Genomic DNA, 26,975 nt, shown 5'->3' with positions numbered 1-26,975 from the left:
AATATTGTTATCAAGAAACATGTTCATCGCCAATGAAAATTGGCTTCGTTTTTATATAAATGTAGAAAGTATAGAAAAAGGTGAGAATATGAGTGATTATAAGATTGAGAAACCGACACCGTATTATGAACAGTTTTATCACTCCATAAAGAAAATGATCTTTGAAGGTAAGTTCAAACCGGGAGAACGTATTATCGAGACGCAATTGGCTAAAGAATTTAATGTCAGTAAAAGTCCAGTTCGAGAAGCCATTCGTATTTTAGAAACAGAAGGGCTTGTTACAGTTGACGAAAAGTCCAGAGTAATCGTCTACGAGCCAACCATAAAGGATGTTGAGGAAATATACTTTTGCCGTATGGCGCTCGAGTCCTTCGCGGTCGGGTTAACGACTACCATTTCAACGGATACGGAGTTGGCTGACATTGAGAGTACTCTAAAACAAACGGAGCAGGCAATCCTTCATTCAGAAGAAGCGAATACGATTATTACATTAAATGAACAATTTCACAATTTAATTGTCCAGTATACGCATAACCGCCGATTGCAAAAGCAACTCAATGATTTAAAATCACTTATGTACTTTTTCCGTATCTTAAACTTCCAGGGAGAAGGTCGAGCAGATCAAATCCTGAGCCAACATTGGGACATATTTTCACAAATGAAGAAAAGAAATGCGGAACAAGCTTCCAAAGAAATGGTTGAACATTTGAAATTAGATTTATCCCATTTGATTGGCGTTCTTCATACAACCGAAACAACTGAGCCATGATGAGTAGATCATGGCTTTTTATATACTCCCCATAGAGCGCGATATGCGGCACTTCCCCTTTTGTCCGCTCATGAAAACATTTCAATCCACACACTTACATAGAGTGGTGGCCTCTTTCCATTTTTGTAAAAATACGCGCACTCACACAAGAAGTTTTTTAAAAAAACGAGCTTGCTTTACGTTTTTTCGTCTCGTATAATCAAATTATGATCTGGTCGACCGGATACTGTCGACCTGTTGCACGACAATTATATATAAAAGCGAGGAGATTGAAATTGAAAACGTTAAAAATCGCCGCTATACCAGGAGACGGAATTGGTAAAGAAGTTGTTCCCGCAGCAATCGATGTTTTGAACACGGTATCAGATATTCATGGAGGATTAACATTTGATTTTACCAGCTTTCCTTGGAGCTGTGAGTATTATCTCGAACATAACAAAATGATGCCTGATGATGGCATGGAGAGATTACAAGATTTCGATAGTATATTCTTGGGAGCTGTGGGAGATAGTAATCTTGTTCCCGACCATATTTCTTTATGGGGATTACTCATTAAAATTCGTCGTGAATTTGATCAAGTGATTAATATTCGTCCCGCAAAAGTGATGAGTGGTGTGAGATCCCCGCTTATAAATCCTAAGGATTTTGATATAATCGTTGTTAGAGAGAATAGTGAAGGAGAATATAGCGCTATTGGGGGAAATATCTACAACGGTGAAGATGAATTGGCCATTCAAAATGCGGTCTTTTCAAGAAAAGGAACGGAAAGAGTCATGCGTTATGCTTTTGAATTAGCGGCTAAACGGAAAAAGCATGTAACAAGCGCGACAAAATCAAATGGCATTACATACTCGATGCCTTTCTGGGACAAAATTTTTAAAGAGATTGCCAAAGAATATCCGGAAATTAGCACTGATTCCCAACATATCGATGCTTTATCGGCGTTCTTTGTCACCCGGCCTGAAAGATTTGATGTCATTGTGGCAAGCAATTTATTCGGAGATATCTTATCAGACTTGGGGGCGGCGATTATGGGCAACATTGGAATTGCCCCATCAGCGAATATTAATGTCAACGGAAAATATCCTTCCATGTTTGAGCCTGTTCACGGATCGGCTCCGGATATTGTCGGAAAAGGGATTGCCAACCCAATTGGCCAAATTTGGACGGCTAAAATGATGTTAGATCATTTTGGAGAAGAAGATTTGGGAAATACATTATTGACTGTTATTGAAAGCGTCACAAACGATGGCATCTTAACGCCAGACCTTGGTGGGAAACATAGCACAAAAGAGGTTACAAATGAAATCATCAAGCGGCTTATTGCTGTCGACAAAAAAGGGGTTCATAGTAAATAATCCATCAATCATTACTACAATGAATTGAATTTCATTGTTTAAAAGCGGCAGCTGGCAAGTCAGCTTCCTTCCTTATTGATTGGCAGCTTTTTCTGGCGATTTTCTATTGTCTTTAAAATGGCGGTTTTTCAAGATTTAATTTGTCATAAACCGAAACGAAACTGTGAAGCGGGAGCGTACACCTCCCACTTACACAGTTTCGTCTGCATTTACGAGTCAATCGAGCCTTTCTGATGGACTTTACTCTTTTTAGAGAGTTTGTATTTAGGACAAAATGAAACGACTTAATCATCATGTGTTAAGCGAAAAATAAGCAGCAAATACTTTTTTGGGGATATCCAGGATCGCATCTTGTTTATCTGTATCCATAAAAGGCAAAGCAACAGCGATCGCAATTTCCGGATTATCCGACGGGGCATAGCCTACGAAAGTCAAATTCCAGACAGCCGTCATATTTGCCGATTGAATGGGCCCACTATAAAAAGCTTGGGCAGTTCCGGTCTTACCAGAGACTTTATATGGCAAATCGGAAAGTTTCTTTCCTGTTCCATATGGATTGCTGCCGTATACAACATGATATAAGCCCGATTGAATCCTATCAATATATTTTTTTTCGATATTTACATGGTTGATGACTTTTGGAGTAAAAGCTTTTTTTAGTTCACCTGGTTCACCTTTCTCATGATTGCCTCTAACTTCCTTTACAATTCTTGGAGCGATCCGGTCTCCCCCGTTCGCAATCGTCGATATATACTGATTTAATTGCAGAGTTGTATACGTATCAAATTGCCCGAAAGAAAGATCAAGAGCGAGACCAGGATTTGTTTCTACTCCTTTTAAACCATGCGTCTCCCCCGGAACATCCAGTCCGGTTGGAACACCGAGGCCAAATTGCGAAAAATAATATCTGAGTTTATGAAAAGCCGCTTTACTATCCATTTTCAAGCTTTCCTCAGGCATGTAGTCATATTTTCCGCCCATCCGCATAGCCAATTGCATCATATAGGAGTTCGAAGATACTTCTAACGCGGTGATGTCATTTAATGGCATACTTCCCCGGCGGTTAAACCAAGAACTTTTTGATTTTGTCTCCGCAAATTTAAGTGGTTTATCAATGAGTGTATTGTCATCCAATGAAATCACTTTATCCATATAACCCGCAAGAACAGTAGCCGCTTTTATGCTGGATCCCATCGTATATTGAGTATTAAAAACACTTAATGTATCATCTTCTATTTTTCCTGTAGCCATGTTAATCCTTTTTCCGGTCATGCCGAGAATTTCCCCATTTTGCGGATTAATGGCACTAATATAAAGCCGATCTGCCAATTTGCCTTTCCGTTGAAGCAACGCGTTGATTGCAATTTCATCCAGTTCTTTTTGAAAGTCAATATCGATCGTTAATACGAGATTATCTCCTTTTTTCCCCTCTGTTTTAAGAACAGATTTTTCCACTTTTCCGTTGTTGATTGTTAATTCATATTGTTCCTTAGTGCCTTTCAGCACATCTTCATATCCTTTTTCCAAGTAGCTTTTGCCGACCCGGTCATTTAAGGCGTAGCCTTTAGCCAGCAGTAATTCTTTTTCATCACTAGGCAAACCTGTTTTCTCGGATGTTACCGAACCGAATACACTTTTTAACACGGTGCCTTCCTGATATTCACGTTCCCAATCCATTGTAACGTCGATGCCCGGTAACTCTTGCATATGTTCGCTTACCTTGGCCGCTTCTTCATCCGTCACATGATTATTTTTAATAGTTACAGTTTCAAATGCGGAAATGCTGTTCATTTTTTTATATATACTGGCAACACTTTTTTCTGTTTCGTTTAAGGAAGCCAGGTCGTCGTCAGTCACTTTTTTTATTTGCGCTTTATATAAATCTCCTGCTTTTAAACGCTGCTCCATTCCAGTAAGCCGATGATTGATTTTATCCGGATATTTGGCGACAAAGTATTCTTGTAAATCATGTTTTTTAAGCCCAGTCGTATCTATGGAAATAAATTTCGTTAGTTCTTCCGCTAATTTTACCATCGCTTTTGGCGTACTATCATTATTTCGAAAATACGTAATGGCTTTCTTCCCCTTATTTCCGACTAATAGACGATGCTTCCGATCATAAATAGATCCCCTTGGCACAGCTTTTTTTACAACGACCAAATGCGATTTATCAGCCTCTTTATAAAACTGTTCACCGTGTACAACTTGAAGGTAACCTAACCGCAAAATAAGAGCAGAAAAAAGCAGAAAAATGATAAAAAGCAGGAAATTGATTCGTAATGTGGTTACATTTCTCTTTTTTTGTTCCATTATAAAAAGCTCCTTTTACAGGAATAAATACTACAATTGTAGTATTAAGTGGAGAAAATGCCCAAAAAGGATGAAGTAATCCTTTTTGGGTTTTTTTATTCGTATATTCGTTTATCACGCAGTATTTGCCGGGCGATATCCGCCGCCTTGCTCCCGTTTGCATGTCCTTTTTTATTTTGGATATTGACAGCAAAATAAAAGCTACGACCATTCTTTTTTACAAAGCCGATAAACCAACCATTGACATTGTTCCCATTGATCGAACCAGTGCCTGTTTTTCCAAATAATTGACGATGTTTTTGCTCATCAATAAGGATTGCGTTTTTTACTGCACGAACGTTTTCCTCTTTAAAGCCAAATGTATTTTCATCTAATCCATATAATATTTGTACTTGTTCAATTGGTGATATTTTTAATGAAGATTCTATCCAGTAACGCTCCAGATTCCCGGACAGGTCTTCGTTCCCGTAGTTTATGTGATGAAAATAAGATTGTAGTTGTTTTTTCCCTACTTTTTGATCTAAATGTTGAAAATACCAATTGACAGAGCTGCCCAATGCAGTTGATAAGCTTTGATTCGTATTCCATTCTTTATAGGGATAAACTGTTCCATCCCAAAGTTGTTCATTGTGATGAGGGGTTATGACATTTGTTTCCAAAGCAAATAATGCAGAATATATTTTATACGTGCTGTTGGGAGAAACCCTCTGTTCACTCATCTTGCGGTTATAAATTTGATATTGATTTTTAAAGGGATCATATAAAACAAAACTCCCGTTATATCCATGAAAATAAGAACTTAAATCTTCATATATTACATTTTTCTTATTAAATTGATATACGTCGTCTGAACTGGCGATCACCGAGGTGAGCGGTGTCAGACAGAGCATAAAAATCCCGAGAGCCGCACAGATTGCTTTGCTTTTCCATTTCAATAATTGAGAATCCCCAGCGTAATTCGCAATGCTCTTGATTCTTTGTTTGATTTGTGTTTTTGTTCCGCCCATCCCGGAGGCGTACTGTCCAAAGGCGCGGCTTTGTTGTTTGTCTGCAAAATGAATGATCGTCTGTCCATATTCGATATATCCGCTCTCATCCAAGCGATTTAAAACAGCGGCATCACAAGCCAATTCTCGATCCATCCTCATGACTTTTAAGGCATGCCATACGAATGGATTAAACCAGTACATAATGTTTAATAACAACATGACGTAATTAATAAGCACATCTTTATTTTTTTGATGGGTTAATTCGTGTAAAAAAACATATTTTAAATCGTTTAATGAGAATGTTTCCAGTGTCGTCTTTGGTAAAAGAATATAAGGCTGTATCAGTCCAAGCGTGCTAGGAGAGGCAATAAGCGCTGTTTCTTGCAACTTTATTTTTCTTTTCACTCCGACCATCTCTTTGCACACTTCTAACAATTCATTTACTTTTTCATTTTGAATAGGAGCAGCCGACTTTTTTAATTGCCGGATTTGATAGTTTGCGTAAATCGCCATCACAACGAAAATAACCATTCCAGTGATCCAAACAGCCATAAAGGTATGATAGAAGAAATCCGGCGTTGCCTTATTTACAGACACGGAGAAATCATGCAGGACATTTGTGTTGGGTGCTTGTGAAACTTCCACTCCACTTATCTGTTCATGATTCAATGGCGTGTTCCTATTAGTGAACATCAGGCTTTTCATATATTGGGATATTTCATGTAGGCGGAAAAAATCCCAAGGAAAAAAGGAAATAAGAAGGGGAGTAAATAGAAAATACCAAACTTTATAATGTGTTTGTTTGGACATATGTTTGGCGAATATTTTTTTCGTGAAGAGAATTATTAAATAAAGAAGAGATACGAGAATCGTACTTAATAGAAAACGGAGTATAAAAATATCCATCATTTTTCCCCTTCTTTCGTATCCCTCTCAGATAATATTTTCTTCAGGTCCGAAATCTCTTCCTTTGAAAGCTGATCATTTTCAATAAAATTTAAGACCATTGTATTCAACGTACCGCCGAAAAATTGTTTAAGAAATTTTTTACTTTTTTGTTCCACATATTCATGTTCTTCGATTAGAGATGTGTAAACAAATACTCTCCCCTGTTTTTTCGTTTGCAAAGCCTTCTTCTTCACGAGGCGTGAAAGCATAGTTTGAATCGTATTCGGCTTCCAATCAATTTTTTTTGAAACTTTCTCTACTACTTCGGGGGTGGAGATCGGTTCATATTTCCATACTATTTTCATCACTTCAAATTCTGCTTCTGATATTTGCGGAATCTCCTTCATCGCGGCCTCCTGCTTTTACATTTGTAGTATTTATTATAGCAGGCAGTGCTGATTTCTTAAAGAGCTAACGAGTCCTTTACTCGCTATGATGGAGTCCGCATCCCTTCCCGCATTTGAAAATATTTATATAACTCCGCTATAAATGTTTTATTCAACTGGGTTGCGGAACTTCCCCCGGTATAATGTTCTACAAATGAAAGAAGAAGAAATTGATCATGCCCCGCATCAAAGGCAAGCAAAAAGCTATTTTCATCCCCTTTTTCCCCTTGCTGCATTTTTAATTCCGCTGTACCGGTTTTGGCAGCCAATTGCTGCTGATGGTTGTACAGAAGATGAGCTGTGCCATTTGGATGATTGACTACTTCTTGCAAAAGTTTTTTCATTTCATTGGCTGTTGAAGGAGTAATGGCTGATTTTGACTTTGGCCCGGCTTTATCATTCAATAATGTCGGGTAAACAATTTTTCCTTCGTTTTGAAAAACAGAATACATAGCGGCTTGTTGAATCGGCGAGACCAATAATTCCCCTTGTCCGTATGCCGTATCTGCCAGCAGAATTTCTGAATCAAATGCCGAATGATTGGAAATTTGCGCGGGGTTCATGGCGATTGGCAAATTTAATTCCTCGCCGAAGATAAACTGATCCAACCCATTTCTAAAAGTTTTTTCCCCCATTTCCAAGGCTTCTTGGGCAAAGTAAATATTATCCGAGTAAATGAGCGCTTTTCTCATATCGACATCACGCACATTAGAAACCCGAGTAACCGAATACCCTCCCCACGTTTCATTTTTTTTCCAGCTTAATCCATTTATTTTTCTGAGCTTACTTGGATATGTTATTTTGGCGTCAAGGCCAATACTGGCGGTGATGGTTTTAAAAGTGGAGCCGGGTGCATATCGTTTAGCAAATCTTGAAATAAACGGCTTATCTTCATCATTCGCGTATTGATCATATTCCTCCCTAGTTATTCCTTGAACCATTTTGTTTGGATCAAATGAAGGAGAGCTAACGAGAGCATACAGTTTTCCATCATTCGGGCTCATGACAACGGTAGCACCGGGCTTTCCTTTCAATTGTTTAAATGCCTCCGTTTGAATATACGTATCAATCGTTAGCTGAATATTTTTCCCATCTATTTTTTCCCGCTTTTGAATTTCTTTCTTCCTTTGACCATCTTCATTGACAATAACAATTTCTCCTCCACCTTTGCCGCGCAATTCCCGGTCAAACGCTCTTTCCAATCCCGCTTTGCCAATCATGTCCCCTTCTGCCACATGTGGATTTTCCTCCAAATCTTCCTTTGTTACTTTACCTATATAACCGGTTAAATGGGCCGCGGCTTCCTTTAAAGGATAATATCGCAGTATTATATTTCGATAAGAAATGCCCGGGATATTTTCCGTTTTATTGGATTCTAATACTTTAAGAGGAACAAACAAGTCATCTTTTACCCATTTTTGATGTAGTTTTCGATGTATCTCTTCTATAGGAATATCGAGTTGCCGACTCACATTTTCCAGCCTCTTTTCTTTTTCATTCCCCTGAGATAAATCTTTCGGAACAATTCCAGCCTCTTTAAAAGCTTCGTTTACCGCCAATCCGTTTCCTAGATGATCTGTTATTTCTCCGCGTTCTGCTTGCCAATCATGGAAAGCCACCTTATCTTTTCCTTCCATTCCCGGAAAAATCAAGGAAGGAGCCCATTTTACCAAATATTGACCATCCGTTTTTATGATTTTTGTTTGGTATTTTACATTTTTCAAAGTACCTAGTGGAGTTGTAAACCTTAATTGATAGGAAAGCTCATGTTCACTATTATTTATTTTTTTAAATGAGATTTTGGATGCTTGTATGTTATGAATATGAATTCCGTTGAAGATGTGGTCATATTTATCTATCACTTCTTGGGAAGTATAGCCTAACGAAGTGTATGATTGTTTTTCAAGCACATCCTCCATTTTTTTATATTCTTTGTTCTCTAAAATCTGAATGAAAGCATCTGCTGCTTCTCGTGCTTGGCTGTTATCATTTTTATGAATGAAGAAGAACAGACCAAAGCCCCCGCCCACCACTAAGAAGATTAATAGTATGATAGAAACCATTTTATTGTTATCTTTTTTTCTTCTGACTCGACTATTCACACGCTCCCCTTCTTCTCCTTAAGTTTAATTACTACAAATGTAGTTTTTATGAATTAACTACACTTGTAGTAATAGGAATCATTATAGCATAAATAAGATGAATAGCAAATATAAAAAATCGTTCAATTGGTTCATCCGTGCCGACGTCAGCTTGTAGCCTACTAGGCAGGTTCAAAAAAAGAACAATCCCCAGCAAAATCCGTCTTGCTGCGGATTGTTCGAACGAAATCACCTATTACGAGAATAGGGTTAGTCTTGCCAAAAATTCAGTGTCGGCTTGAATGCTGACTCTAGCTTCAAGCTTTTGCGCGGAATTTATTTGCTTGCAAAAAACGGATAATATCCATATTTTTCCATTTGGAAAAACGAATTCCTCCCATCATTTGCTAAAGGCTTGGTGATCATGCACCAGTTGTCCGAGCACTTCTTTCTAACTCTCTTGATTCAATCTTGATTCTTCACATTTCATTTTCGTACTCCTGCCTTTCAGCACGGCTCACCCTTGATCTGCAACAACAACCTCAGCGTCGTCATCAAAAGGATTCACCACTCGATGCGGCACTTCATCGGGAATAATAAAGGCATCTCCCGCTTCCCGCTCAGTAAGATCTGCGCCCATTTCGATCTTGATAGTGCCACTTACGACATAAAACGCGTGCCCATCATAGCAAACGTGATCGGCTTGATAACCAGATGGGTACTTTACTACCCGCAGACGCTGTTTTTCAGTTTCCAACCATTTGGACAGAGCACCCGTTGACGCTTTGCCAGGCGTGAATCTTTCTTCATTTTTGGCCACTTTAACATTCGATAGATGCGCATTCCCCACTCCCATTCCTTATTTATTTTGATAGCCGATCGACTGCGATAAGCTGTTTCATCATTTAAAACACATGATAGTTCTACTACTGTAACTAGCGTAAACAGCCTCATCAATAAATAACAGACTTTTCATTTGCGTCAAGGATGGCGTATCATTTTCAAGAGCTAAATCATCCGTTTTAAACTTCCAGGGAGAAATCAAAAGACTCTAGGAATGTCACTCCGTTCTTGATACTTCACTTTTTTATACACAGCCTGTTTCAAGAATGCACTTATTGATACAGTATATATTGTTCCAATTTGATTGCCGTACGCTTCTCCGCTTCTAAAACCGCGAAAATGAATTAAATTACGATTTTACAGGTACGCATATTTCGCAATATGGATTGCTCTTCATATCGCCAGTGTATTTTTCCAAGATAGGTTTATGATCAATTTGATAGCCGGTGCTTTGTAAGGATGAAAAAATATCAGCATATGCTTTTTGAATATCTTCTGCGGTATGTCTCACTTTGTAAATGAGGTATGTTCCCCCAGAGAGTTCACCTTCATAAATGGAACCATCCATTTGATCATCTTTTGAAATCACAATACAAGCATCGAATCTGCAGTTTTCAGGCGGTGTTGTCTCAGGATTATCTCGTGGAATGGCAAATAGGATTGCCGATTCAAGAAGATTTCTCTCCCTGGCCCATTTTTTTAACTTCTCCATGACATCGACATTGGCAGGTCCATATGGACCAACCCTTCGTACATAAGCTAGGCGATAGTTTGGAAGTGTTTCTACTTTATAGTGCATCACTGTTTTCTTCCTTTCTCCTGTATTTGTTTGCCACATTTCGAATGTAACATGCTTTAAAAATATATACAGTATATTTTTAAAAATAAATTGAATTATTTTTATATTTAAAAGGATTTTGAATGTAAAATGATTAGGCATGCCAGCATAAGATCCATTCTTTTGGAAATGGGCTCAAGTTTTGATTGACTTATACAGTTAGGTTGTATACAGTTAAACTATACAGTTAAACTATATAGTTTAACTGTATATTTTGAAAAATTTGTGGAGCGTGAATGATATGGAGTTACATAAATATTTGCCATTGACTGAAACGACCTATTATATTTTATTATCCTTACTTGAGCCCGCTCATGGTTATATTATGATGCAGAAGGTCGAAGAGCTAAGCAATCAGACTGTAAAGATAGCTGCGGGTACGATGTATGGAGCAATTGAAAACTTGCTAAAACAGCAACTCATTACAGCAGTAAAAAGTACGGATAAACGGCGAAAAACATATGTCATCACCGAGAAGGGCAAAGAAGTATTGCGACTGGATTGTGAACGAATGAAGCATATTGTACAAGCAACTGAAAAATTGCTGCCTACGGCAATGTCAGGTAATGGAGGGAAAGAAGATGTATAAACTGAAATTTTTTATCGACTTTGAAAAAGAGGAACAATGGTTAGAGCAGATGGCCAATGAGGGTTATCATTTACAAAATAAGTTCTTCGGATATCACTTTCGAAAGGGAGAGCCTGAAAAAGCAACGATAAAAATTGACTTCAGAATGTTTAAGAAAAAGGAGGATTTCATCGATTATTGTACGATGTTTGAGGACGGTGGCTGGAAACATCTTGCCGGCACGAAAAGCTCAGGGGTTCAATACTTTAAAAAAATGGACGATACTGTTGGAGATGAGATTTTTTCTGATAATCATTCCAAAGCTGCCAGATATAAAAGATTGGCCAATATGTTTTTTGAATTGGCAATCAGCTATTTACCGCTGTTAGTAGTATTTTATTTGATAGATATCATTGATTTCAAGGCGTTAACGAATCCACAAGAGTTCTATTTTACACCTGGTTTATGGGATAAGACCGGGATATCTTTTTGGTCTTCCTTTCTATTTGAAACACCATTTGCGCTAATGCGGGGATATAGTTGGGTATTTTTTCCATTGGCAATCATCCTGTTTTTTTTCTTTGGGTATAGGTCGAATAAACTGTATTTGCAAAATAAAAGTTAGTATATGGAAAAAAGTGTGGAAAATGACTGGCAATGGAATATCACGTTGTCTGTAAAACAGTGACAATCCTCCCCGGCGCCGGATATACAAGTGTCTTTGAAATTACAAACACTCTTCGGTAGAAAGAAAAAAAGTGCAGTTCCAGGGCCTAACGTTTATCATGCTTTCGGGCGGACTTTTTTTCCAACACACCTTTTTCCCGCCTTTCTTGAACCTAATGCTTTTGAAAAATCATTTATGATACATGTTATAATAGTCATTGAATACACGAAAGTTTGAAAAATGGTTCAATACCGAGTATTTACGATAGACCATATGAGTAAACAGCAACGGACCTTTATTTTCATGTACTTAAAATAAAGGAGATTACTTCCAGTGTACAAAAAAGATTACGCTATTTTAATCATGCTTGATCAAGCAAGAAATATGACAAAGGCTGCTGAAAAGTTGTTTATCTCGCAACCCAATTTAACCTATAGACTTCGACAGATTGAAGAATATTTCAATACAAAGATTTTTATTCGTGATCGGTCTGGTCTTTTCCCTACTCCAGAGGGAGAATTGATTATTGAATTAGCAAAGAAAAACGTAAGAAACATAGAATTGACTCTAGATGAAATACAATTAATGGAACAAAGTGTTCGTGGTACGGTTAAGCTAGGTGTAGCATCAACTTTTGGACAATACATATTGCCTACCATACTAAAAGAATTTCAATCCATTTATCCAGAGGTTAACTTTCATATCATTACAGGATTAAGTTCGAATATATATAAATTGTTTTTATCCGGGGATGTTCATATCGCCATTTTAAGAGGGGAGTATTTTTGGGAGGAGAAACAGCATTTATTAGTTTCAGAGCCAATCAGCATTGTGTCGAAGGCACCTATTGAAATGAATGCTTTACCTACATTACTGAGAATTCAATACGAAATGGACAGCTATTTGAAGGGGATGGTAGATGAATGGTGGAAAGATATTTTTAAAAAACCCAGCATTATTTCTATGAGTGTAGATAGCCTGGAAACAGCAAAGGAAATGGCTCGTGTGGGACTTGGATATACAATATTGCCCGGCATTTGCCTCATGAATGAGCACGAATTATCTATTCAAAATTTATATGGCCATGATAAGCAGTTAGTCAAACGTGATACATGGGCATATTGCAGGCATAAAACATTGAATTTCCCTGCCGTTCAAGAGTTTTTTAAGTTTCTCAAAAACCACTCTTCTTACGCGAAATTACATGATCATAACCATTTATAAAACTAATCATCACAACAAAAGAAATTGATGAAATACACTTGACTAATCGTAAGAAAGAGGCTGGAACATAAGCAAATACGAAATAGCTAAAACCGAACAATTCATTTATAATTGTTCGGTTTATTTGTGTAAAAAAATCCCTATCATCGCTACGTCAAAAAAATTTCGCTTTCCGCAGGTCTCTTCAGCTTCCTCGGAAAGCAAAGGTCGCTTCCCTCGGGATCTTTAGCTCGAGCTATTCCCGCAGGAGTCTACATATGTTGACTACGCTAAAAGCTTGCGTATTATAACACTAGGACAATTTATCCGGCATGTAAGGTGCCGTAAGACTCCTACTTCAAAATCTTGAGTGAATACAAAATATCTAAGTGGGAGATAACGGCACCTAAATGCCCGATTGGTTCAACTAACATTCAGTGGAAGAGGAAGAAAACGCCTACTGAATGAAGTTTCACTTTATCCGGCATGTAAGGTGCCGTAAAGACTCCCACTTCAAAATCTTGAGTGAATACAAAATGTCTAAGTGGGAGATAACGGCACCTAAATGCCCGATTGGTTCAACTAACATTCAGTAGAAGCCCTACTGAATGAAGTTTCACTTTATGGTTTAGCTGATTTAGTTGCGTCCCAGCTCTTTCATATCATCCACAACCTCAATATTGATGAAATATTTCTTGAATGGAGTTTCTATCACGATCAAGCAACAGTGCTAATGAAAGTAAAATGCGTGCCTTTTGAGGATTTAAATTATCTCCGCTAATGGCATTGAGCTGGTCATAGGGTTCGATACAAACTACTCGGCCATTCCCAACCCTGCTGCTCCGTACCACATTAATTCCTTTTTCCACAGCATTTAGGAGAGCTTCTTCTTCACTTTTTGAAAATCGCCCCGCGCCTGTACCCGCTATGATGATTCCTTGATAATGTTCACTTTGGACAATATGGTTAATTAAATTTCCAGTAGCGCCAGCATAGGAGTAGACAATCTCAACATTTGGCAGATCGGTTATTTTGATTTGTGAAAACTGGGAATCTATCGTATGTTTTCTAACTGGCTCGCGGTAATAAACAATCTCATGGGCTGCATCGATATACCCTAAACATCCCATCGTCCCCGATTGGAACCCATCCACATCGTATGTATCCACTTTCGTTACTTCCCTCGGGCTATGAATCTTATTATTGAATGCGACTAATACACCTTTCCCGTATGAATCTGGATGTATGGCTACCCTAAAAGCATTCAATAAATTCAATTGGGCATCGGAGCTGATAGCAGTATAAGGACGCTGAGAACCTACCAGTACAATTGGTTTGGAACTATATACAGTTAAATGGAGAAAATAAGCGGTTTCTTCCAATGTATTCGTTCCATGAGAAATGACAGCACCGTCAAAATCCTTTTCGTTTAAATAATATTCAATATCATATTTTAATTGAATCCAATGCTGGCTGTTAATTTGAGTACTGCTCACATTATCAAAGGGTATTACTTTTATTTTGCCTAATTCTTTCAGTTCAGGAATATTTTCCACAAAAAATGCCCCATCTATTAAACCTGACTTATAATCTTTTAAGTCGAGTCTATTCGTTCCTTTTGCAGAAATCGTACCACCTAACGTAATAAATGCAATTTTTTTCATCATCTTCCTCCAGCAAAACAGACCTGTTTCTGTTTTTAATGACTCTATCCATAGTCTTACATATCCATCGGCTGCTCACTCGTGTTCTTTTTTTTAATATATTTAAATAGCGGCGGAATCATCAAAGACAGGACAGATACGATTAAAAGCGACACGGCAATCGGTTTTTCAATAAAAATGGATAAGCTGCCATTGGAAATCGTTAATGCCTTTCTGAGAGATTGTTCCATCATATCTCCTAAAATAAACGCCAAAATAAATGGTGCTGCCGGAATTCTGACCAATTTGATCAAAAAGCCAATGACGCCAAAGAATAAGAGCAAGTATAAATCAAATACGTTAAAGCTTAATGTTTAAATGCCAATGACACAGAAAAAAATAACGAGTGAAATTAACATTGGGCGTGGTATCATCAATATCTTTGATATATATGGAATTAATGGTAAATTTAAGATTAATAAAAATATATTACCTATATACATACTAATAATAATGGCCCAAAATAATGTAGGATGATCCGTCATTAATAAGGGACCAGGCTGAATTCCCATGACAAGGAATGCCCCTAACATGACAGCCGTAGTACCAGAACCTGGAATCCCAAGACTTAAAAGAGGTACAAAAGCGCCGCTAGTCGCAGCATTATTGGCAGTTTCGGGTCCGGCTAATCCGGCTACAGCCCCCTTTCCAAATTCCTCCGGCTTTTTGGAAAGCTTTTTCTCGGATGTATATCCAATAAATGATGCAATTGTGGCACCAGCACCCGGTAATACGCCAATCAGAAAACCGATTAACGATTGTCTGGCCATAGGTCCTCTCATTTCTTTAAAATCTTCTTTCGTTAATCGTAAGGACCCTATTTTATGCATTTTTGCTTGGGCTTTATGACGGTTAATGATCAAAACCGCAACTTCTGCAATGGCAAATAAACCGAGACCAATAACCAAAAATTCAATTCCATTTAATAAATTGATATTGCCGAAAGTAAACCTTGGTGTACCAGTTTGTCCATCAATCCCCACTGTTGCAACCATAAACCCTAATACTCCGGAAATCAAAGCCTTTGACATAGATCCATCTGATAAACTTGTGATAGCCGTCAGCGCTAAAAGCATCAACGCGAAGTATTCAGCCGGCCCAAAGGCAACAGCAACAGAAGCCAATGCCGGTGCAAATGTCATTAATAAAACAACTCCTACGGTACCGCCGACAAAAGAACAGATGGCGGCAATTGCCAATGCTTTTCCTGCATGCCCCTTTTGCGCCATAGGATACCCATCAAAGGCAGTCGAAATGGTTCCCTCTACACCAGGCGCATTTAACAATATTGATGAAGTGGAACCGCCAAAAATAGCTCCATAGTAAACCCCCGCCATCATAATGAGCGCTAAATTTATATCCATTCCATATGATATAGGAATCATAACGCCTATTGCTGTAATCGGTCCAAGTCCGGGAATCATCCCGATTAGGGTACCTATAAGGACACCTATAAAAACAAGCAAGATTCCTTCAACACTAAATGCCACTTGAAGCCCTTGCATTACACCATTTAAAATGTCCATTCTCTTCCTCCTTATGGTAGACTAAAGCGATAAAATTCCCTTTGGCAGTGAGATTTGTAGTAATTCAAAAATATAGTAAAATACTACAGGCGTCATAATTGAAACGATCATATTCACAATATGCCTTTTGTATCCTAAAACAAAGGTCGAAATGAAGATGAAAAGCATGGATGAAATCATAAACCCAAGTACTTCAAATAGGATGGCATAAAGAATGAAAAATAAAGTAATGACACCCAGCATTTTCAAAGCATTTTTGTCTAACTTAATGGCGCTTTCTTGATCTTCGTTCCCCTGATCCTTTTCAAAAAATAAAACAATAGACAAAATCAATAATAAAACACCCAGTACATAGGGAACAGCATCTGAATCAACAGGGACTAAGTCGTACGCTGGCAAGCGAAAAGCAAAAAATAGATAAAAAACAGATATTAAAAATAAAACACTTGCTGCCAGCTTATTTTTTGATCGTAGCAATTGACCTTTCTCCTTTCATTCAAATAAGAGGAATGTATTACCCATCCCTCTTATTTGATAGAATATGGTTGTTTCTATTTTGTGAGTCCCAGTTCGTCTAAAAGCTCTTTTACCTCTTCTCTTTGCTCCTCTAAGAATTTCTCGAACTCCTCACTGCCCATGAACATTTCGTTCCAACCGAACTGGGCACGAATATCATTCCAAGCTTCACTCTCATGTAACTGTTTGAAGGCTTCTTCGTAAAATTTCTTGGCATTCTCATCCATATTAGGCGGTCCAAAAAATCCTCTCCAATTAACAAAAGTTTCATCAATTCCTTGTTCCTTGGCTGTTGGGAAATCAGAGAAAATTTCCCCTTCAAGTCTCTCTTCAGCAGTAATGGCAAGCACTTTCACATTACCTGCACGAACTTGTTCAACTGTTTCAGCCACTCCGGTTGAGAACACATCGACACTTCCGTTTAGCAAAGCAGCTAATTCACCGCCATCTTGTTCAGATACGTATTTGATTTTTGTAATATCCACACCATAAGCTTTAGCAAAACGGATAAACTGTAAATGATCCATACTTCCTGGTGAAGAAGAACCGTTGACCGTAATGCTGGAAGGGTCCTTCTTCATATCTTCAAATAATTCAGGTAATGTATTCCACTTTGCGTCAGCTTTAACTACAAATGCACCATAGTCTGCAATGATATTCGCAATTGGTGTAAAGTCGGTATGATCATATTCAGACTGTCCATTTAAAGGCACATCGATAATAGGTGGAGAAGCGACGAACAGATGATAGGGGTCACCTTTGAAATTCGCCACATATGCCCAGCCTACTGCTCCGCCTCCACCTGTTTTATTCACAACACCAATATCTTGATCAATAATTCCCTCTTCATCTAAGACTTTTGCGGCCATTCGGGCAGTTGTATCCCACCCCCCGCCTGCTCCAGATGGTGCTACAATTTCTATTGACTTTTCTGGTTTCCAATCTCCATTTGTGGTTCCTTGACTGCTTTCACTACAGGCAGCAAGAATAAATGAAAGTGCAATGAATATCCCTAAAAATGAGAACTTTTTCCTCAAAATCCTTCCCCCTTTAACTTTGGTAACGATTTCATTCTGATTATAGTGAAATAAAACAAACACGTAAAATAGAAATTTTCAATGCTGATCTATTCACTTTTTTTATGAAACAGAGGAGCTTCCATAAAAAACGCCCTACAAAAAATAGCCCCACGCAAAAAAATGTTGCATGGGACATTGTATTAGCTTTCAAATTCTGAATGCTTATTTTTCTTATTTACTTTTGAAGGCGCAAAAGATTTAATTCGTTTTTGTTCTTTTTTTATTTTTTCTTCCGCAAAATCAGAAAAGCTTTTACCATCTTGGTTTGCTATAAAATAGATATACCTTTCCTTATCCTTCTTTTCAATAATGAGGGGAGCAATATCCTTTTTCAGTAAGAGGTAATTCATAATCAATCGCCCTGTCCGTCCATTTCCATCAGCAAATGGATGTATCCGTTCAAACTCAATATGACTTTCACACACTAAATCGATTACGTCTTTATCTGAATGAGAGGTGTTCAGTCGAAAGTTTACATTATCAATCCATTGCTTCATTAACATAGGAGTCTCTTTGGGGTGTGCGGCATCAAAATCCGCACCTTTCATAAAGTTTTCCTCTGTTTTAAACTTACCTCTTTCATGATGCAGCCGATCCATTAGTATTGCATGTGTCTCAAACAAGATGTCGAAAGTAAAATCTTTTTTTAGAGTTTCCGGTGAAAGCAAATACTCCATCGCGTGACGATGATTATCAATTTCGTACAACTCTCTAAGAGAAACTTTATTGGGCACGGTATTATGCAATATGATTGATACGGTTTCTGGCAAGCTAATTGTATTGTTTTCAATTGCGCTTGAGTGATGCGACATTCTCACCAACAAATCCTCAACATATTCTTTGGATAAATCCAAAACAATCCCTCCCGAACAGATTTTATAAATTATATTATACAAGACTAACGGTCATATCCATCAAGCATCCGATCGAATTCTCCAATATTTCTTTCCTTTTGATATTCAGGATAAGACTTCCTCATGACAAACGATAGCCGGGAAATAGCATGGTTTTTTTATTGAAATAGCCTTTAAATTTTTTTGTTTACTATTGGTAGAAAAATCAATACCCTTCCTTTTTTATGTTGAACCGCCCCGTGAATGAGCCCATCCACTTTTTCTTAATCGTGACCGATCTTATAGCAGTTTTGCAACCATGGACTTCATCTTATCAAAACGATAAATGTCAACAAAAACATATACATAGGAGGCTTGTCCTTTAAAAAAAAGAAAAAGTCTTAACATTATGAGCTTGTTTTTTCTTTAGCTTCTGTTGAGTTATCAAGGTTAAAACACGGTGCTAACGCTGTATTAAAAGCTTCCTCAATTGGAATATCGCCATAATACTCTTTACCAATATACAAAGGAGATTTTCTCTTTTTCTTGCTCACCGTAAAATCACCTCATGAAACCCTATGCAGGTGGGACACGTGGACGGCCCTACATACAATCAACTTCTTTTTTGCCAGTTTGGCAAATAGATTTTTAACAAAGTTCATTCATTTTTCAAGAGGTTCAGCAGGAAGTACACTCTGGCCAACCTTCGCAGCTCCTATCGCAGAACGCCAGCCATCGCATGTCGCTATGTAATGATTTCACTCACTTTTTGCCACTTCATTTTAAAAAACGGGGGTAATATTAAAGGGGATTTTTGAAGGCAAAATGGATGCTCCGACCGATTATTTTGTTGTTACGGAAGACTTGTACATAACCGAATGACATTCGTGTTTCAGAATTAAATTGTACACTTTTTAAATAGGGTTGATTATGTAAAAAGCGTAATTTCCCTATCACAATAAAGAAATTACGCTCATTTCAATATCCCTTTATCTCGTTGAAAAAAAGGCTCGTCCAACTCGGTAAGGAATACCTTCTGATTTCAGAAGTGGTTTTTAAAAGTTATTTGAGTAAAAAAGGCACATTATTTCACTCTTCAAAAGGATCTATTATCATTTTTAGCTATATTTTCTGTTGGGTCAAAGCGAACTTGCTCCCACGTTTCATTTCCTGTTTTACAAAATAGAAGGAACACAATACCCAGCCCGATTAGGAAATGGTCATTTTTCACCGATTTTGGCAACCTGTTATAAGGACACTACTATTACTTTAGGACACGTCTACATTTGTTATTTTGTTAAATGTACATCTTTTAAAGCTGCCCAAAACGCAACACCGACTGCTGCAGCCAAGGTAAGAAAAGGTGCGTAGAAGATAAAGAAATTCTGCATCAGGAATATCTCCTTTTGTTTGTATGAATGTGTTGTCCGGTGACGTAATCTTTGTTGAAAAGAAATAATCGCAACAGTAAATAAAGAGAGGGGATCAATAATCCCAGTCCGGCAATAAAGGCGACAACCAGCGATATTGCCATCGTTTTATTTGTAAAGCCATCATAGATCGTTAAATGCGGGTAAAGCAAGTAAGGGTAATGTGAAAAGCCATATGCAAAAAAAGCAAGGGCAAATTGACCCGCCAATAAGCCGAAAGCTCTTCCGTAATGCTTCCTTTTCCAGATGAGCCAAACCGTCCCCAAGAATAGAAGGAATGATAAAGCGAACATCCACCAGAGATTGAGCAAGTTCCCAAAGTGTTCCGGATTATGGGCCCGGATTTCGACAATGATCCCGGAAGCGGTGATAATCAATGGCATTGACCAGATGAGCGCATAGTTGCGCATCAACTCCGTTGCATCTTGATCATGCGCTTTATGGGCATACCAAGTCAGAAAAACGGCGGAAATATAAAGTACGGCCACAATGCTCAATACCACAATGCTCCATGTAAAGGGACTGGTAAACAACTCCCAGTAGTCCAGCACGGGCTTTCCATCCACGATCGAAACAAATCCGCCTTCTGAAATGGTCAGCACAATCGACAAAGAGGCAGGAAGGAACAGTCCTGACAATCCGTACATGAACGAATATCCTTTATGCCCTCTCGCTCCATACGTTTCAAAAGCATAGTACGACCCTCTGATTGCCAATAATAAAATGGCGATACTGACAGGGACAAGTAGTATGGTTCCGTAGTAAAAAGCCGTTTTGGGGAAGAAACCGACGATGCCGACAAAAAAGAATACGAGGAACACGTTCGTCACTTCCCAGACAGGCGATAGATAGCGCTGAATAATATTCGTCAATATATGCTGCTTGCCGTTAAATAAGCTATATGCGTTAAAGAAACCTGCCCCAAAATCAATCGAAGCCACAATGACGTAGCCGAATAAAAAAGTCCATAACACCATAATGCCTAAGATTTCCAGATTCATTGAACTGCACCGCCTTTTTCCGCTCTCCGTTCCTCAAGCTCACGTTCTACGGGGTTTCTTAGGAACATTCTGCTTAAAACGATGGCACTGCCTATGGCAAGAATGAGATATAACCCAGCAAAAAGGATGAGCATCATGTCAACGTGACCGCTTGTTGTTGCAGCATCGGAAGTTTTCATAAGGCCGTAGAGAATCCAAGGCTGTCTTCCTACTTCAGCCAGCCACCAGCCCGTCTCGATAGCCACGATTGATAAGGGACCGCCGAGAACGATAAGCGAGTGGTACCACTTGCTGTTTATAAAGGACCAGCTTCTTTTCATTCCCAACCAGTAGACAAAGGATAACAGCGTCATCCATACACCGATGGAAACCATGATATCGAATAAGTAGTGGATATAAAGAGGCGGAATTTCTTCCTCTTTGATTTGATCCAATCCGATAACTTCAGCCGAAGGATCGGTGTATGCTAAAATACTTAACGCTTTGGGAATTTCAATGGCATATTTAACTTCTCCATTTTCCAATTTCCCGAACAAAATTAATGGTGCGTCTTTAGATGTTTCAAAGTGCCACTCGGCAGCCGCCAGTTTTTCCGGCTGATAATCAGCCAGGTATTTTCCTGAAAAGTCACCGATGATTGCCGTTGCGATAGAGAAAATCAATCCTAACTTCATTGTCAAATAAAGAGCTTTTTTGTGATAAATATGGTCTGAACCTTTTAACAATCTGAAACCGGCGATGGCTGCCAAAATAAAAGCGGATGTCATAAACGCGCTTGACACAACGTGTGCCACTTTTGTAGGCATGGCCGGATTAAACATGGCTAAGATCGGGTTGATATTCACAAGCTCACCATTGACAACATCGAAACCTTGCGGCGCATTCATAAATGCGTTCACAATTGTGATAAAAACGGCGGAAAAAGCCGCCCCCGCCGCCACTGGGATCAGAAGCAAGAGATGCTTGCGCTGGTCTTCGAACCGATCCCATGTGTACAAATAAATTCCCAGGAAAATGGCTTCGAAAAAGAAAGCAAAAGTTTCCATGAACAGCGGCAGAGCGATGACATTCCCCGCCAATTCCATAAAGTTGGGCCACAAAAGGGAGAGCTGTAAGCCGATTGCTGTTCCGGTCACAACTCCGACGGCAACGGTTATCACAAAACCGCGAGCCCACCTTCTTGCAAGTAAAATATAATGCTCATCGTTTTTCTTGATGCCGACCCACTGTGCAATCATGATCATCAGCGGGACACCGACTCCAATTGTGGCGTAAATAATATGGAAGGAGAGGGTAAGTTCGGTTAATAATCTGCTGTAAAATAAAGAATCTCCATTAAACATGAAACATTCACCCTTTCATCAACTTCCGAGAATTCGTCCAAGCATGGATAGAAGCATAATGGCTGCTACGCCAAATACAAGTCCCATCAATACCTTTTCATGTTTTTTGTAAAGCATTGCGTCACCCCTGTCTTTGGTTGCTGATTAAATCGTAATCAAAAAATCTATAAAATATCAGTCCAAGTCTTGATAGCTGTCGCCAAAATCAAAACAGCCAAAATGAGTTGCAATACCTTTGTGTTCAATTTGCCGCTTACTTTTGCGCCAAGTGGAGCCGCTATGATACTTGCGATGATCATGATGGCCGCCGATTTATATTCAATTTGGCCCGTCGCTATTTTTCCTACCGTTCCGCCGATGGAAGAAATGAATGTGACGGCCAAGCTTGAAGCTATCGTCATGCGTGTAGGAATATGAAGGACGGTCAACATAATCGGCACCAATAGGAAACCTCCGGCAGCACCAACAATTCCTGAACCAATACCGACAATCAACGCCAACCCCATTGCTAATGGTTTGTTAAAAGTCACCTCATGCATCGGCTTATCATCCACTTTTTTCTTGGGAATAAACATCATGACCGCCGCAATGACGGCAAGTGTACCATATACAATATTTACAGTATTCTCTGACAAGGCGCCTGAGCCCAAGCTGCCGATCAGACTCCCGATCAAGATGGCAGACCCCATATAAATAATTAAATCTTTTTTTAAGAAGCCGCCTTTCCTATAGGCCCAAACACCCGCAATAGATGCGAAAAAAACTTGAATCGCGCTGATCCCCGATACTTCATGGGCAGTGAATGTGGCCATTCCGAGAAGGGGCGGGATATAGAGAAGCATCGGGTATTTAATGATTGACCCGCCAACCCCGACAAGTCCGGAAACGAACGATCCGACAAAACCAATGAGAAATATGACGATAAAAAATGTCCAATCTATTTTTAACACCTTCTTTCTTTATTCACTTATCTTTAAACTCAGTATAAAAAAAGGGAAAAGAAAAAAGTATAGGGGGATTCCACCATAAGTAAAATCAGTTTGACAAGGTTGTGACAGAAATTCCATTGAAGGAAGTAGAAAAACGAAAAAACCCAAATGCATGCCGGCATTCGGGATCTTCCTTGAAGCGTAATCATCTTTTACAGGTACAAGCCAATCACTACTTGATGTAGTCATTGGCAATTCCGTACTGAATCAATTCAGCCTTTGTTTTGACATTAAGCTTTTGCATTATATTGGACTTATGATTTTCTACTGTTTTTGTACTGATGAACAGTTGATCGGCAATTTGAATGTTGGAATAACCAAGAACGGTCAAGCGTAAAATTTCTTGTTCCCGAGTCGAAAGGATATCCGCTTTCTTCTTCCCCTTTTGTTTATACAGTTTTTCAATCTGTTCTTCAGGTAAGCCTACTTCATAAAAATTCCTGCCCGTATAGACAGCTTGAATCGCCTGATACATTTCGCCCCCCTGGCTGTTTTTTAAAATATATCCGTCCGCTCCCACTTCAATGGCCTGGCGGATGTAGGCGAGCTCGTTATGCATCGTTAACATGATGACTTTGATATCAGGCTGGTGTTTTTTAATTTCGATGGTGGAAGTAAAACCGTCAATGCCTTTGGGAATCGAAATATCCATTAAAATAACATTCGGCCGCAATTGTTCCGCGAGTTGAATCGCCTCGGCACCATCAGAGGCTTCTCCTACCACTTCGATATCCTGATACTTTGTTAATAGCAGTCCAATACCTTTTCGAATTAACACATGGTCATCCACCAGTAACACTTTAATCATATTTCAGGCCTCCATCTTGGAATAACAATATCAATGGACGTTCCCCGTCCGATTTCCGACAGGATTTTGCACGTGCCTCCCAGCTGATCAACCCGTTCTTCCATATGCTTTAAGCCGAGTCCTTCATTTTGGATTTTATCACGAGCAAAGCCGATGCCATTATCTTTGATGGTTAAATATATATGGGTTTTATCACGCAAAAGATTAATATCTACTTTCGTTGCTTTCGCATATTTGATCACATTATGCAAAGCTTCCTGTGTAATACGATACAGGTTGATTTCTACGGCTGGGTCGCTACGATCAATCCCTTCCGTGGTTAGTTCAATATCAATCCCCGGGACCTGTTTATGGATCAATTCGATCAAATGGCGGATCGTTGGCTCTAAGCCAAGTTGATCAAGGCTATGGGGACGCAGGCGATGCGAGTATGAATTAATGTCGTCCATCACTTTCTGTAACTCTTTTCGCACTTCGACAATATATTCATTCAGTTGTTTGTTATCATGCACAAATGATTCAATGGCTTGTAAGGCGACAGACACGGAAAACAATGATTGGCCAACACCGTCATGCAGTTCGTGGGCCAGCCTTTTATGCTCTTCTTCCTTTGCTTCGATTAGTGCGCGGATCATTTTTTTATTGATGGCCGCTTCCCTTGCCCGTTTATGCAGTTCATGATTCCGTAAAACGAGCAGATATTCAGTCCCTCCGGTATCTTCATTCATATATATAGCAGCGGTACTCATTTCCACATCAATGGTTTTTCCATGATAGGTCGGCATCTCCGATAAGAATGTTGGCACCTCTTTATTTGCTATCAAGTAGCACGTGGGTTCGCCCTCTTTCAATTCGCGGGTTTTGCAATAAGAGCAATAATCGACATGCCCGCCGACTTTCCAACCTGTCATTCTTACAGCGGCAGGGTTAATCATGACAATTTCCCTGCTTTCCTTCATGACAATGATGCCTTCCAACATGTGCTCATATATTCTCCGAAGATATTTGTTTTCCATGTCTGGATTCATGATTTGGCCTCCTTTAGCTACAACTCCTTTGTTGTATCTATTTTAATAAAGTTGTTGATTGAAAAGCCATGTTTTTGCAGCCAGCGGATGAAGCAGTTACTTTCAAGTTGTTATTGTACGGCTGTTTTTTTCAGTGGGGATAATAGCTGTAAGAATAGGAATTCCCTGTTTGAGACAGCAACAGCCTGAATAGCAGTCACACGCATCTAAGATTTGTTCATTTTAAACGTCACCCGTTTTTTCTTCTTTTTGTATAGGTGGCCCAAACCGGGACAAAGAAAATAAGAAACGAAATGACACGCAATCATCCCCAAAAAGAGTGCCCTTATGAACAAGAGCACTCTTGAGTAAAATGGATTAATTTTTTACATCTTTGATCCATTGGCCATAACCGCCAGCCATATTGACAAGGTTATGATAGCCATTCGCTTTTAAAATACTGGCGGCAATGGCGGAGCGGCCTCCAGACTGGCACTGGACAATCAATTTTTTATCCGCAGGCACTTCGTCCAAGCGATTTTTCAGTGTTCCGACCATGATATGCTGAGCTCCTTCGATATGGCCTTCTTGATATTCTGTTAAATTACGCACATCAAGCACTGCCACATCCTCTTGCTCCATGAGCTCTTTTGCTTTTAAAGGAGTTACGTTTTCATAAGAATCTAGCTCTTGAGCTTGCTGTATCATATCTGTTGCATCCGCATATGCTGCCACTTTGTCGATGCCGATGGAACGGAGGGCAATCAACATTTCATCAAGTTGAGCTGGGTCTGCGAGCAGGTATAATGGTTTTTCATAGTCGACAATCCACCCCATCCAATTGGTGAATGAGTTATTGAAAGGAATATTCATAGTCCCTTTTATATGTCCCCTTGCAAAGCTTGCTGCATCCCGTGTATCAATTACTTGGCTTCCTTTTGTGACCAGGCGCTCTACCTCATCAATGGATGTGATCGTTTGGACTGGTGGTAAATCTTTGATCAGACCGATTCCTACTTTATTGACATGTTTCATCACAGCAAAATAATAGGGGGGCTCAGGTTGACCTTCCAGCAATGCTTTGACGAATTCATCTTCGTTGTCATATTTCATGGCCCAGTTGAATTGTTTTTCATACCCGACAGTAGAGGATGGAATGGCTCCCAATGCTTTACCGCATGCGCTGCCCGCCCCATGTGCTGGCCACACTTGCAAGTAATCGGGTAACTTTTTGAAGCGCTCGACGGATTTGAACATTGCTTTCGCTCCAGCATCTGCCGTTCCTTGAATACCTGCCGCTTTTTCCAGTAAATCGGGGCGGCCGATATCGCCCGCGAATACGAAATCGCCGGTGAAAATACCGATTGGTTTATCCGCGGCTGCTCCGTCAGTCAACAGGAATGAAATGGATTCCGGTGTATGGCCGGGTGTGTGCATCACTTCAAATGTTAAACGTCCCAATTCGAATTTGTCGCCGTCTTTGAGCAATTGATGCGATATTCCGTCAAGGTTTTGATATTTCCAGTTTTCATCCCCTTCGTCGGATAGATATAGTTTTGCACCGAATCTATCGGCCAATTCGCGTGATCCTGCTACAAAGTCGGCATGAATATGTGTTTCAAGCGCGCCAACAATTGTCATGTTTTCTTTTTCAGCGACCTGGATATAAGGTTCGATATTTCGCATAGGGTCAATAATGACTGCTTCCCCTTTTTGCTGACATCCGACCATATAAGATGCGTGTGCCAGTTTTTCATCATAAAAATACCGTAATAACATT

At 39.2% G+C, this 26,975-nt stretch carries 22 protein-coding genes and 1 pseudogene; 5 read left to right on the top strand and 18 right to left on the bottom strand.

All coding sequences use genetic code 11. The features are described from left to right. Positions 1-4: 4 nt before the first annotated feature. Together MHB50_RS05150 and MHB50_RS05145 are read left to right on the top strand one after the other, a co-directional pair. Complete coding sequence (locus MHB50_RS05150) at positions 5-769, top strand: GntR family transcriptional regulator (RefSeq protein ID WP_340084948.1); 765 nt, start codon at positions 5-7, stop codon at positions 767-769. Positions 770-1,044: 275 nt separating this feature from the next. Continuing rightward, entirely contained in the window at positions 1,045-2,127 is a 1,083-nt protein-coding gene (locus MHB50_RS05145) for a tartrate dehydrogenase (protein ID WP_340084947.1), read from the top strand. A 291-nt stretch (positions 2,128-2,418) separates the two neighbouring features. Here MHB50_RS05145 and MHB50_RS05140 read toward each other — a convergent pair whose 3' ends face one another. The 6 genes from MHB50_RS05140 to MHB50_RS05115 all read right to left on the bottom strand — a co-directional run bounded on the left by MHB50_RS05140 (position 2,419) and on the right by MHB50_RS05115 (position 10,483). Further along, complete coding sequence (locus MHB50_RS05140; protein ID WP_340084946.1) at positions 2,419-4,437, bottom strand: penicillin-binding protein 2; 2,019 nt, start codon at positions 4,435-4,437, stop codon at positions 2,419-2,421. 95 nt (positions 4,438-4,532) lie between these two features. After that, a complete protein-coding gene (locus tag MHB50_RS05135) occupies positions 4,533-6,332 on the bottom strand; it encodes a BlaR1 family beta-lactam sensor/signal transducer (protein ID WP_340085294.1) in 1,800 nt (599 codons plus the stop codon). Next, a complete protein-coding gene (locus tag MHB50_RS05130) occupies positions 6,332-6,721 on the bottom strand; it encodes a BlaI/MecI/CopY family transcriptional regulator (RefSeq protein WP_077110173.1) in 390 nt (129 codons plus the stop codon). The genes MHB50_RS05135 and MHB50_RS05130 overlap by 1 nt, the downstream gene beginning before the upstream one ends. 83 nt (positions 6,722-6,804) lie before the next feature. After that, on the bottom strand, positions 6,805-8,862 hold the full coding sequence (locus MHB50_RS05125; RefSeq protein ID WP_340084945.1) for a penicillin-binding transpeptidase domain-containing protein: 2,058 nt from the start codon (positions 8,860-8,862) through the stop codon (positions 6,805-6,807). A gap of 496 nt (positions 8,863-9,358) precedes the next feature. Then, on the bottom strand, positions 9,359-9,691 hold the full coding sequence (locus MHB50_RS05120; protein WP_339162354.1) for a cupin domain-containing protein: 333 nt from the start codon (positions 9,689-9,691) through the stop codon (positions 9,359-9,361). A gap of 342 nt (positions 9,692-10,033) precedes the next feature. Next, positions 10,034-10,483, bottom strand: coding sequence for a GyrI-like domain-containing protein (locus tag MHB50_RS05115; protein WP_339162352.1), 450 nt, complete (start codon positions 10,481-10,483; stop codon positions 10,034-10,036). A gap of 280 nt (positions 10,484-10,763) precedes the next feature. Here MHB50_RS05115 and MHB50_RS05110 point away from each other — a divergent pair, with 280 nt between their 5' ends. From MHB50_RS05110 to MHB50_RS05100, 3 genes are all read left to right on the top strand, one after another. Then, on the top strand, positions 10,764-11,111 hold the full coding sequence (locus MHB50_RS05110) for a PadR family transcriptional regulator (protein WP_339162349.1): 348 nt from the start codon (positions 10,764-10,766) through the stop codon (positions 11,109-11,111). Continuing rightward, a complete protein-coding gene (locus MHB50_RS05105) occupies positions 11,104-11,715 on the top strand; it encodes a DUF2812 domain-containing protein (RefSeq protein WP_339162347.1) in 612 nt (203 codons plus the stop codon). Before MHB50_RS05110 ends, MHB50_RS05105 begins: the two co-directional genes overlap by 8 nt. A 375-nt stretch (positions 11,716-12,090) precedes the next feature. Further along, positions 12,091-12,981, top strand: coding sequence for a LysR family transcriptional regulator (locus MHB50_RS05100; RefSeq protein WP_340084944.1), 891 nt, complete (start codon positions 12,091-12,093; stop codon positions 12,979-12,981). Positions 12,982-13,634: 653 nt separating this feature from the next. Here the strand turns inward: MHB50_RS05100 and MHB50_RS05095 are convergent. The 12 genes and pseudogenes from MHB50_RS05095 to MHB50_RS05040 form a co-directional block, all read right to left on the bottom strand. Continuing rightward, positions 13,635-14,627, bottom strand: coding sequence for an asparaginase (locus tag MHB50_RS05095; RefSeq protein WP_340084943.1), 993 nt, complete (start codon positions 14,625-14,627; stop codon positions 13,635-13,637). 53 nt (positions 14,628-14,680) lie between these two features. Beyond that, positions 14,681-16,189, bottom strand: a pseudogene (locus MHB50_RS05090) (tripartite tricarboxylate transporter permease). 21 nt (positions 16,190-16,210) lie between these two features. After that, entirely contained in the window at positions 16,211-16,666 is a 456-nt protein-coding gene (locus MHB50_RS05085; protein ID WP_340084942.1) for a tripartite tricarboxylate transporter TctB family protein, read from the bottom strand. A 74-nt stretch (positions 16,667-16,740) separates the two neighbouring features. After that, a complete protein-coding gene (locus MHB50_RS05080) occupies positions 16,741-17,709 on the bottom strand; it encodes a tripartite tricarboxylate transporter substrate binding protein (protein WP_340085292.1) in 969 nt (322 codons plus the stop codon). Positions 17,710-17,924: 215 nt separating this feature from the next. Next, on the bottom strand, positions 17,925-18,638 hold the full coding sequence (locus MHB50_RS05075; protein WP_236017026.1) for a Fic family protein: 714 nt from the start codon (positions 18,636-18,638) through the stop codon (positions 17,925-17,927). A 386-nt stretch (positions 18,639-19,024) separates the two neighbouring features. Further along, positions 19,025-19,171, bottom strand: a complete 147-nt coding sequence (locus MHB50_RS05070) for a hypothetical protein (protein ID WP_171973822.1) — start codon at positions 19,169-19,171, stop codon at positions 19,025-19,027. 836 nt (positions 19,172-20,007) lie between these two features. Beyond that, positions 20,008-21,048: a cytochrome d ubiquinol oxidase subunit II gene (locus tag MHB50_RS05065; RefSeq protein WP_340084941.1), complete on the bottom strand. Its 1,041-nt coding sequence runs from the start codon at positions 21,046-21,048 to the stop codon at positions 20,008-20,010. Next, the gene (locus tag MHB50_RS05060) at positions 21,045-22,391 is read right to left on the bottom strand and encodes a cytochrome ubiquinol oxidase subunit I (RefSeq protein WP_340084940.1); all 1,347 of its coding nucleotides are present in this window, start codon (positions 22,389-22,391) and stop codon (positions 21,045-21,047) included. Before MHB50_RS05060 ends, MHB50_RS05065 begins: the two co-directional genes overlap by 4 nt. Before the next feature lie 164 nt (positions 22,392-22,555). After that, a complete protein-coding gene (locus MHB50_RS05055) occupies positions 22,556-23,332 on the bottom strand; it encodes a sulfite exporter TauE/SafE family protein (protein WP_339165608.1) in 777 nt (258 codons plus the stop codon). A 220-nt stretch (positions 23,333-23,552) separates the two neighbouring features. Beyond that, positions 23,553-24,188: a response regulator transcription factor gene (locus tag MHB50_RS05050; protein WP_077110163.1), complete on the bottom strand. Its 636-nt coding sequence runs from the start codon at positions 24,186-24,188 to the stop codon at positions 23,553-23,555. After that, complete coding sequence (locus MHB50_RS05045) at positions 24,185-25,216, bottom strand: ATP-binding protein (protein ID WP_340084939.1); 1,032 nt, start codon at positions 25,214-25,216, stop codon at positions 24,185-24,187. The genes MHB50_RS05050 and MHB50_RS05045 overlap by 4 nt, the downstream gene beginning before the upstream one ends. A 357-nt stretch (positions 25,217-25,573) precedes the next feature. Then, positions 25,574-26,974 (bottom strand): MBL fold metallo-hydrolase, encoded by a 1,401-nt coding sequence (locus tag MHB50_RS05040; RefSeq protein WP_340084938.1) that lies wholly within the window; start codon positions 26,972-26,974, stop codon positions 25,574-25,576. Position 26,975 lies beyond the last annotated feature (1 nt).

Origin of the sequence: Siminovitchia sp. FSL H7-0308, assembly GCF_037980985.1 — a bacterium.
In the GTDB taxonomy this organism is placed as follows: Bacteria; Bacillota; Bacilli; order Bacillales; family Bacillaceae_C; genus Siminovitchia; species Siminovitchia thermophila.
The sequence above is the reverse complement of the archived record's forward strand: the minus strand, read 5'-3'. Positions and strand labels throughout refer to the sequence as shown.

Coding starts and splice junctions, on each gene's coding strand:
- MHB50_RS05140 (WP_340084946.1), bottom strand. CDS start 4,437: ATGGAACAAAAAAAGAGAAATGTAACCACATTACGAATCAATTTCCTG.
- MHB50_RS05130 (WP_077110173.1), bottom strand. CDS start 6,721: ATGAAGGAGATTCCGCAAATATCAGAAGCAGAATTTGAAGTGATGAAA.
- MHB50_RS05115 (WP_339162352.1), bottom strand. CDS start 10,483: ATGCACTATAAAGTAGAAACACTTCCAAACTATCGCCTAGCTTATGTA.
- MHB50_RS05040 (WP_340084938.1), bottom strand. CDS start 26,974: ATGTTATTACGGTATTTTTATGATGAAAAACTGGCACACGCATCTTAT.
- MHB50_RS05060 (WP_340084940.1), bottom strand. CDS start 22,391: ATGTTTAATGGAGATTCTTTATTTTACAGCAGATTATTAACCGAACTT.
- MHB50_RS05135 (WP_340085294.1), bottom strand. CDS start 6,332: ATGGATATTTTTATACTCCGTTTTCTATTAAGTACGATTCTCGTATCT.
- MHB50_RS05065 (WP_340084941.1), bottom strand. CDS start 21,048: ATGAATCTGGAAATCTTAGGCATTATGGTGTTATGGACTTTTTTATTC.
- MHB50_RS05105 (WP_339162347.1), top strand. CDS start 11,104: ATGTATAAACTGAAATTTTTTATCGACTTTGAAAAAGAGGAACAATGG.
- MHB50_RS05095 (WP_340084943.1), bottom strand. CDS start 14,627: ATGATGAAAAAAATTGCATTTATTACGTTAGGTGGTACGATTTCTGCA.
- MHB50_RS05045 (WP_340084939.1), bottom strand. CDS start 25,216: ATGAATCCAGACATGGAAAACAAATATCTTCGGAGAATATATGAGCAC.
- MHB50_RS05110 (WP_339162349.1), top strand. CDS start 10,764: ATGGAGTTACATAAATATTTGCCATTGACTGAAACGACCTATTATATT.
- MHB50_RS05050 (WP_077110163.1), bottom strand. CDS start 24,188: ATGATTAAAGTGTTACTGGTGGATGACCATGTGTTAATTCGAAAAGGT.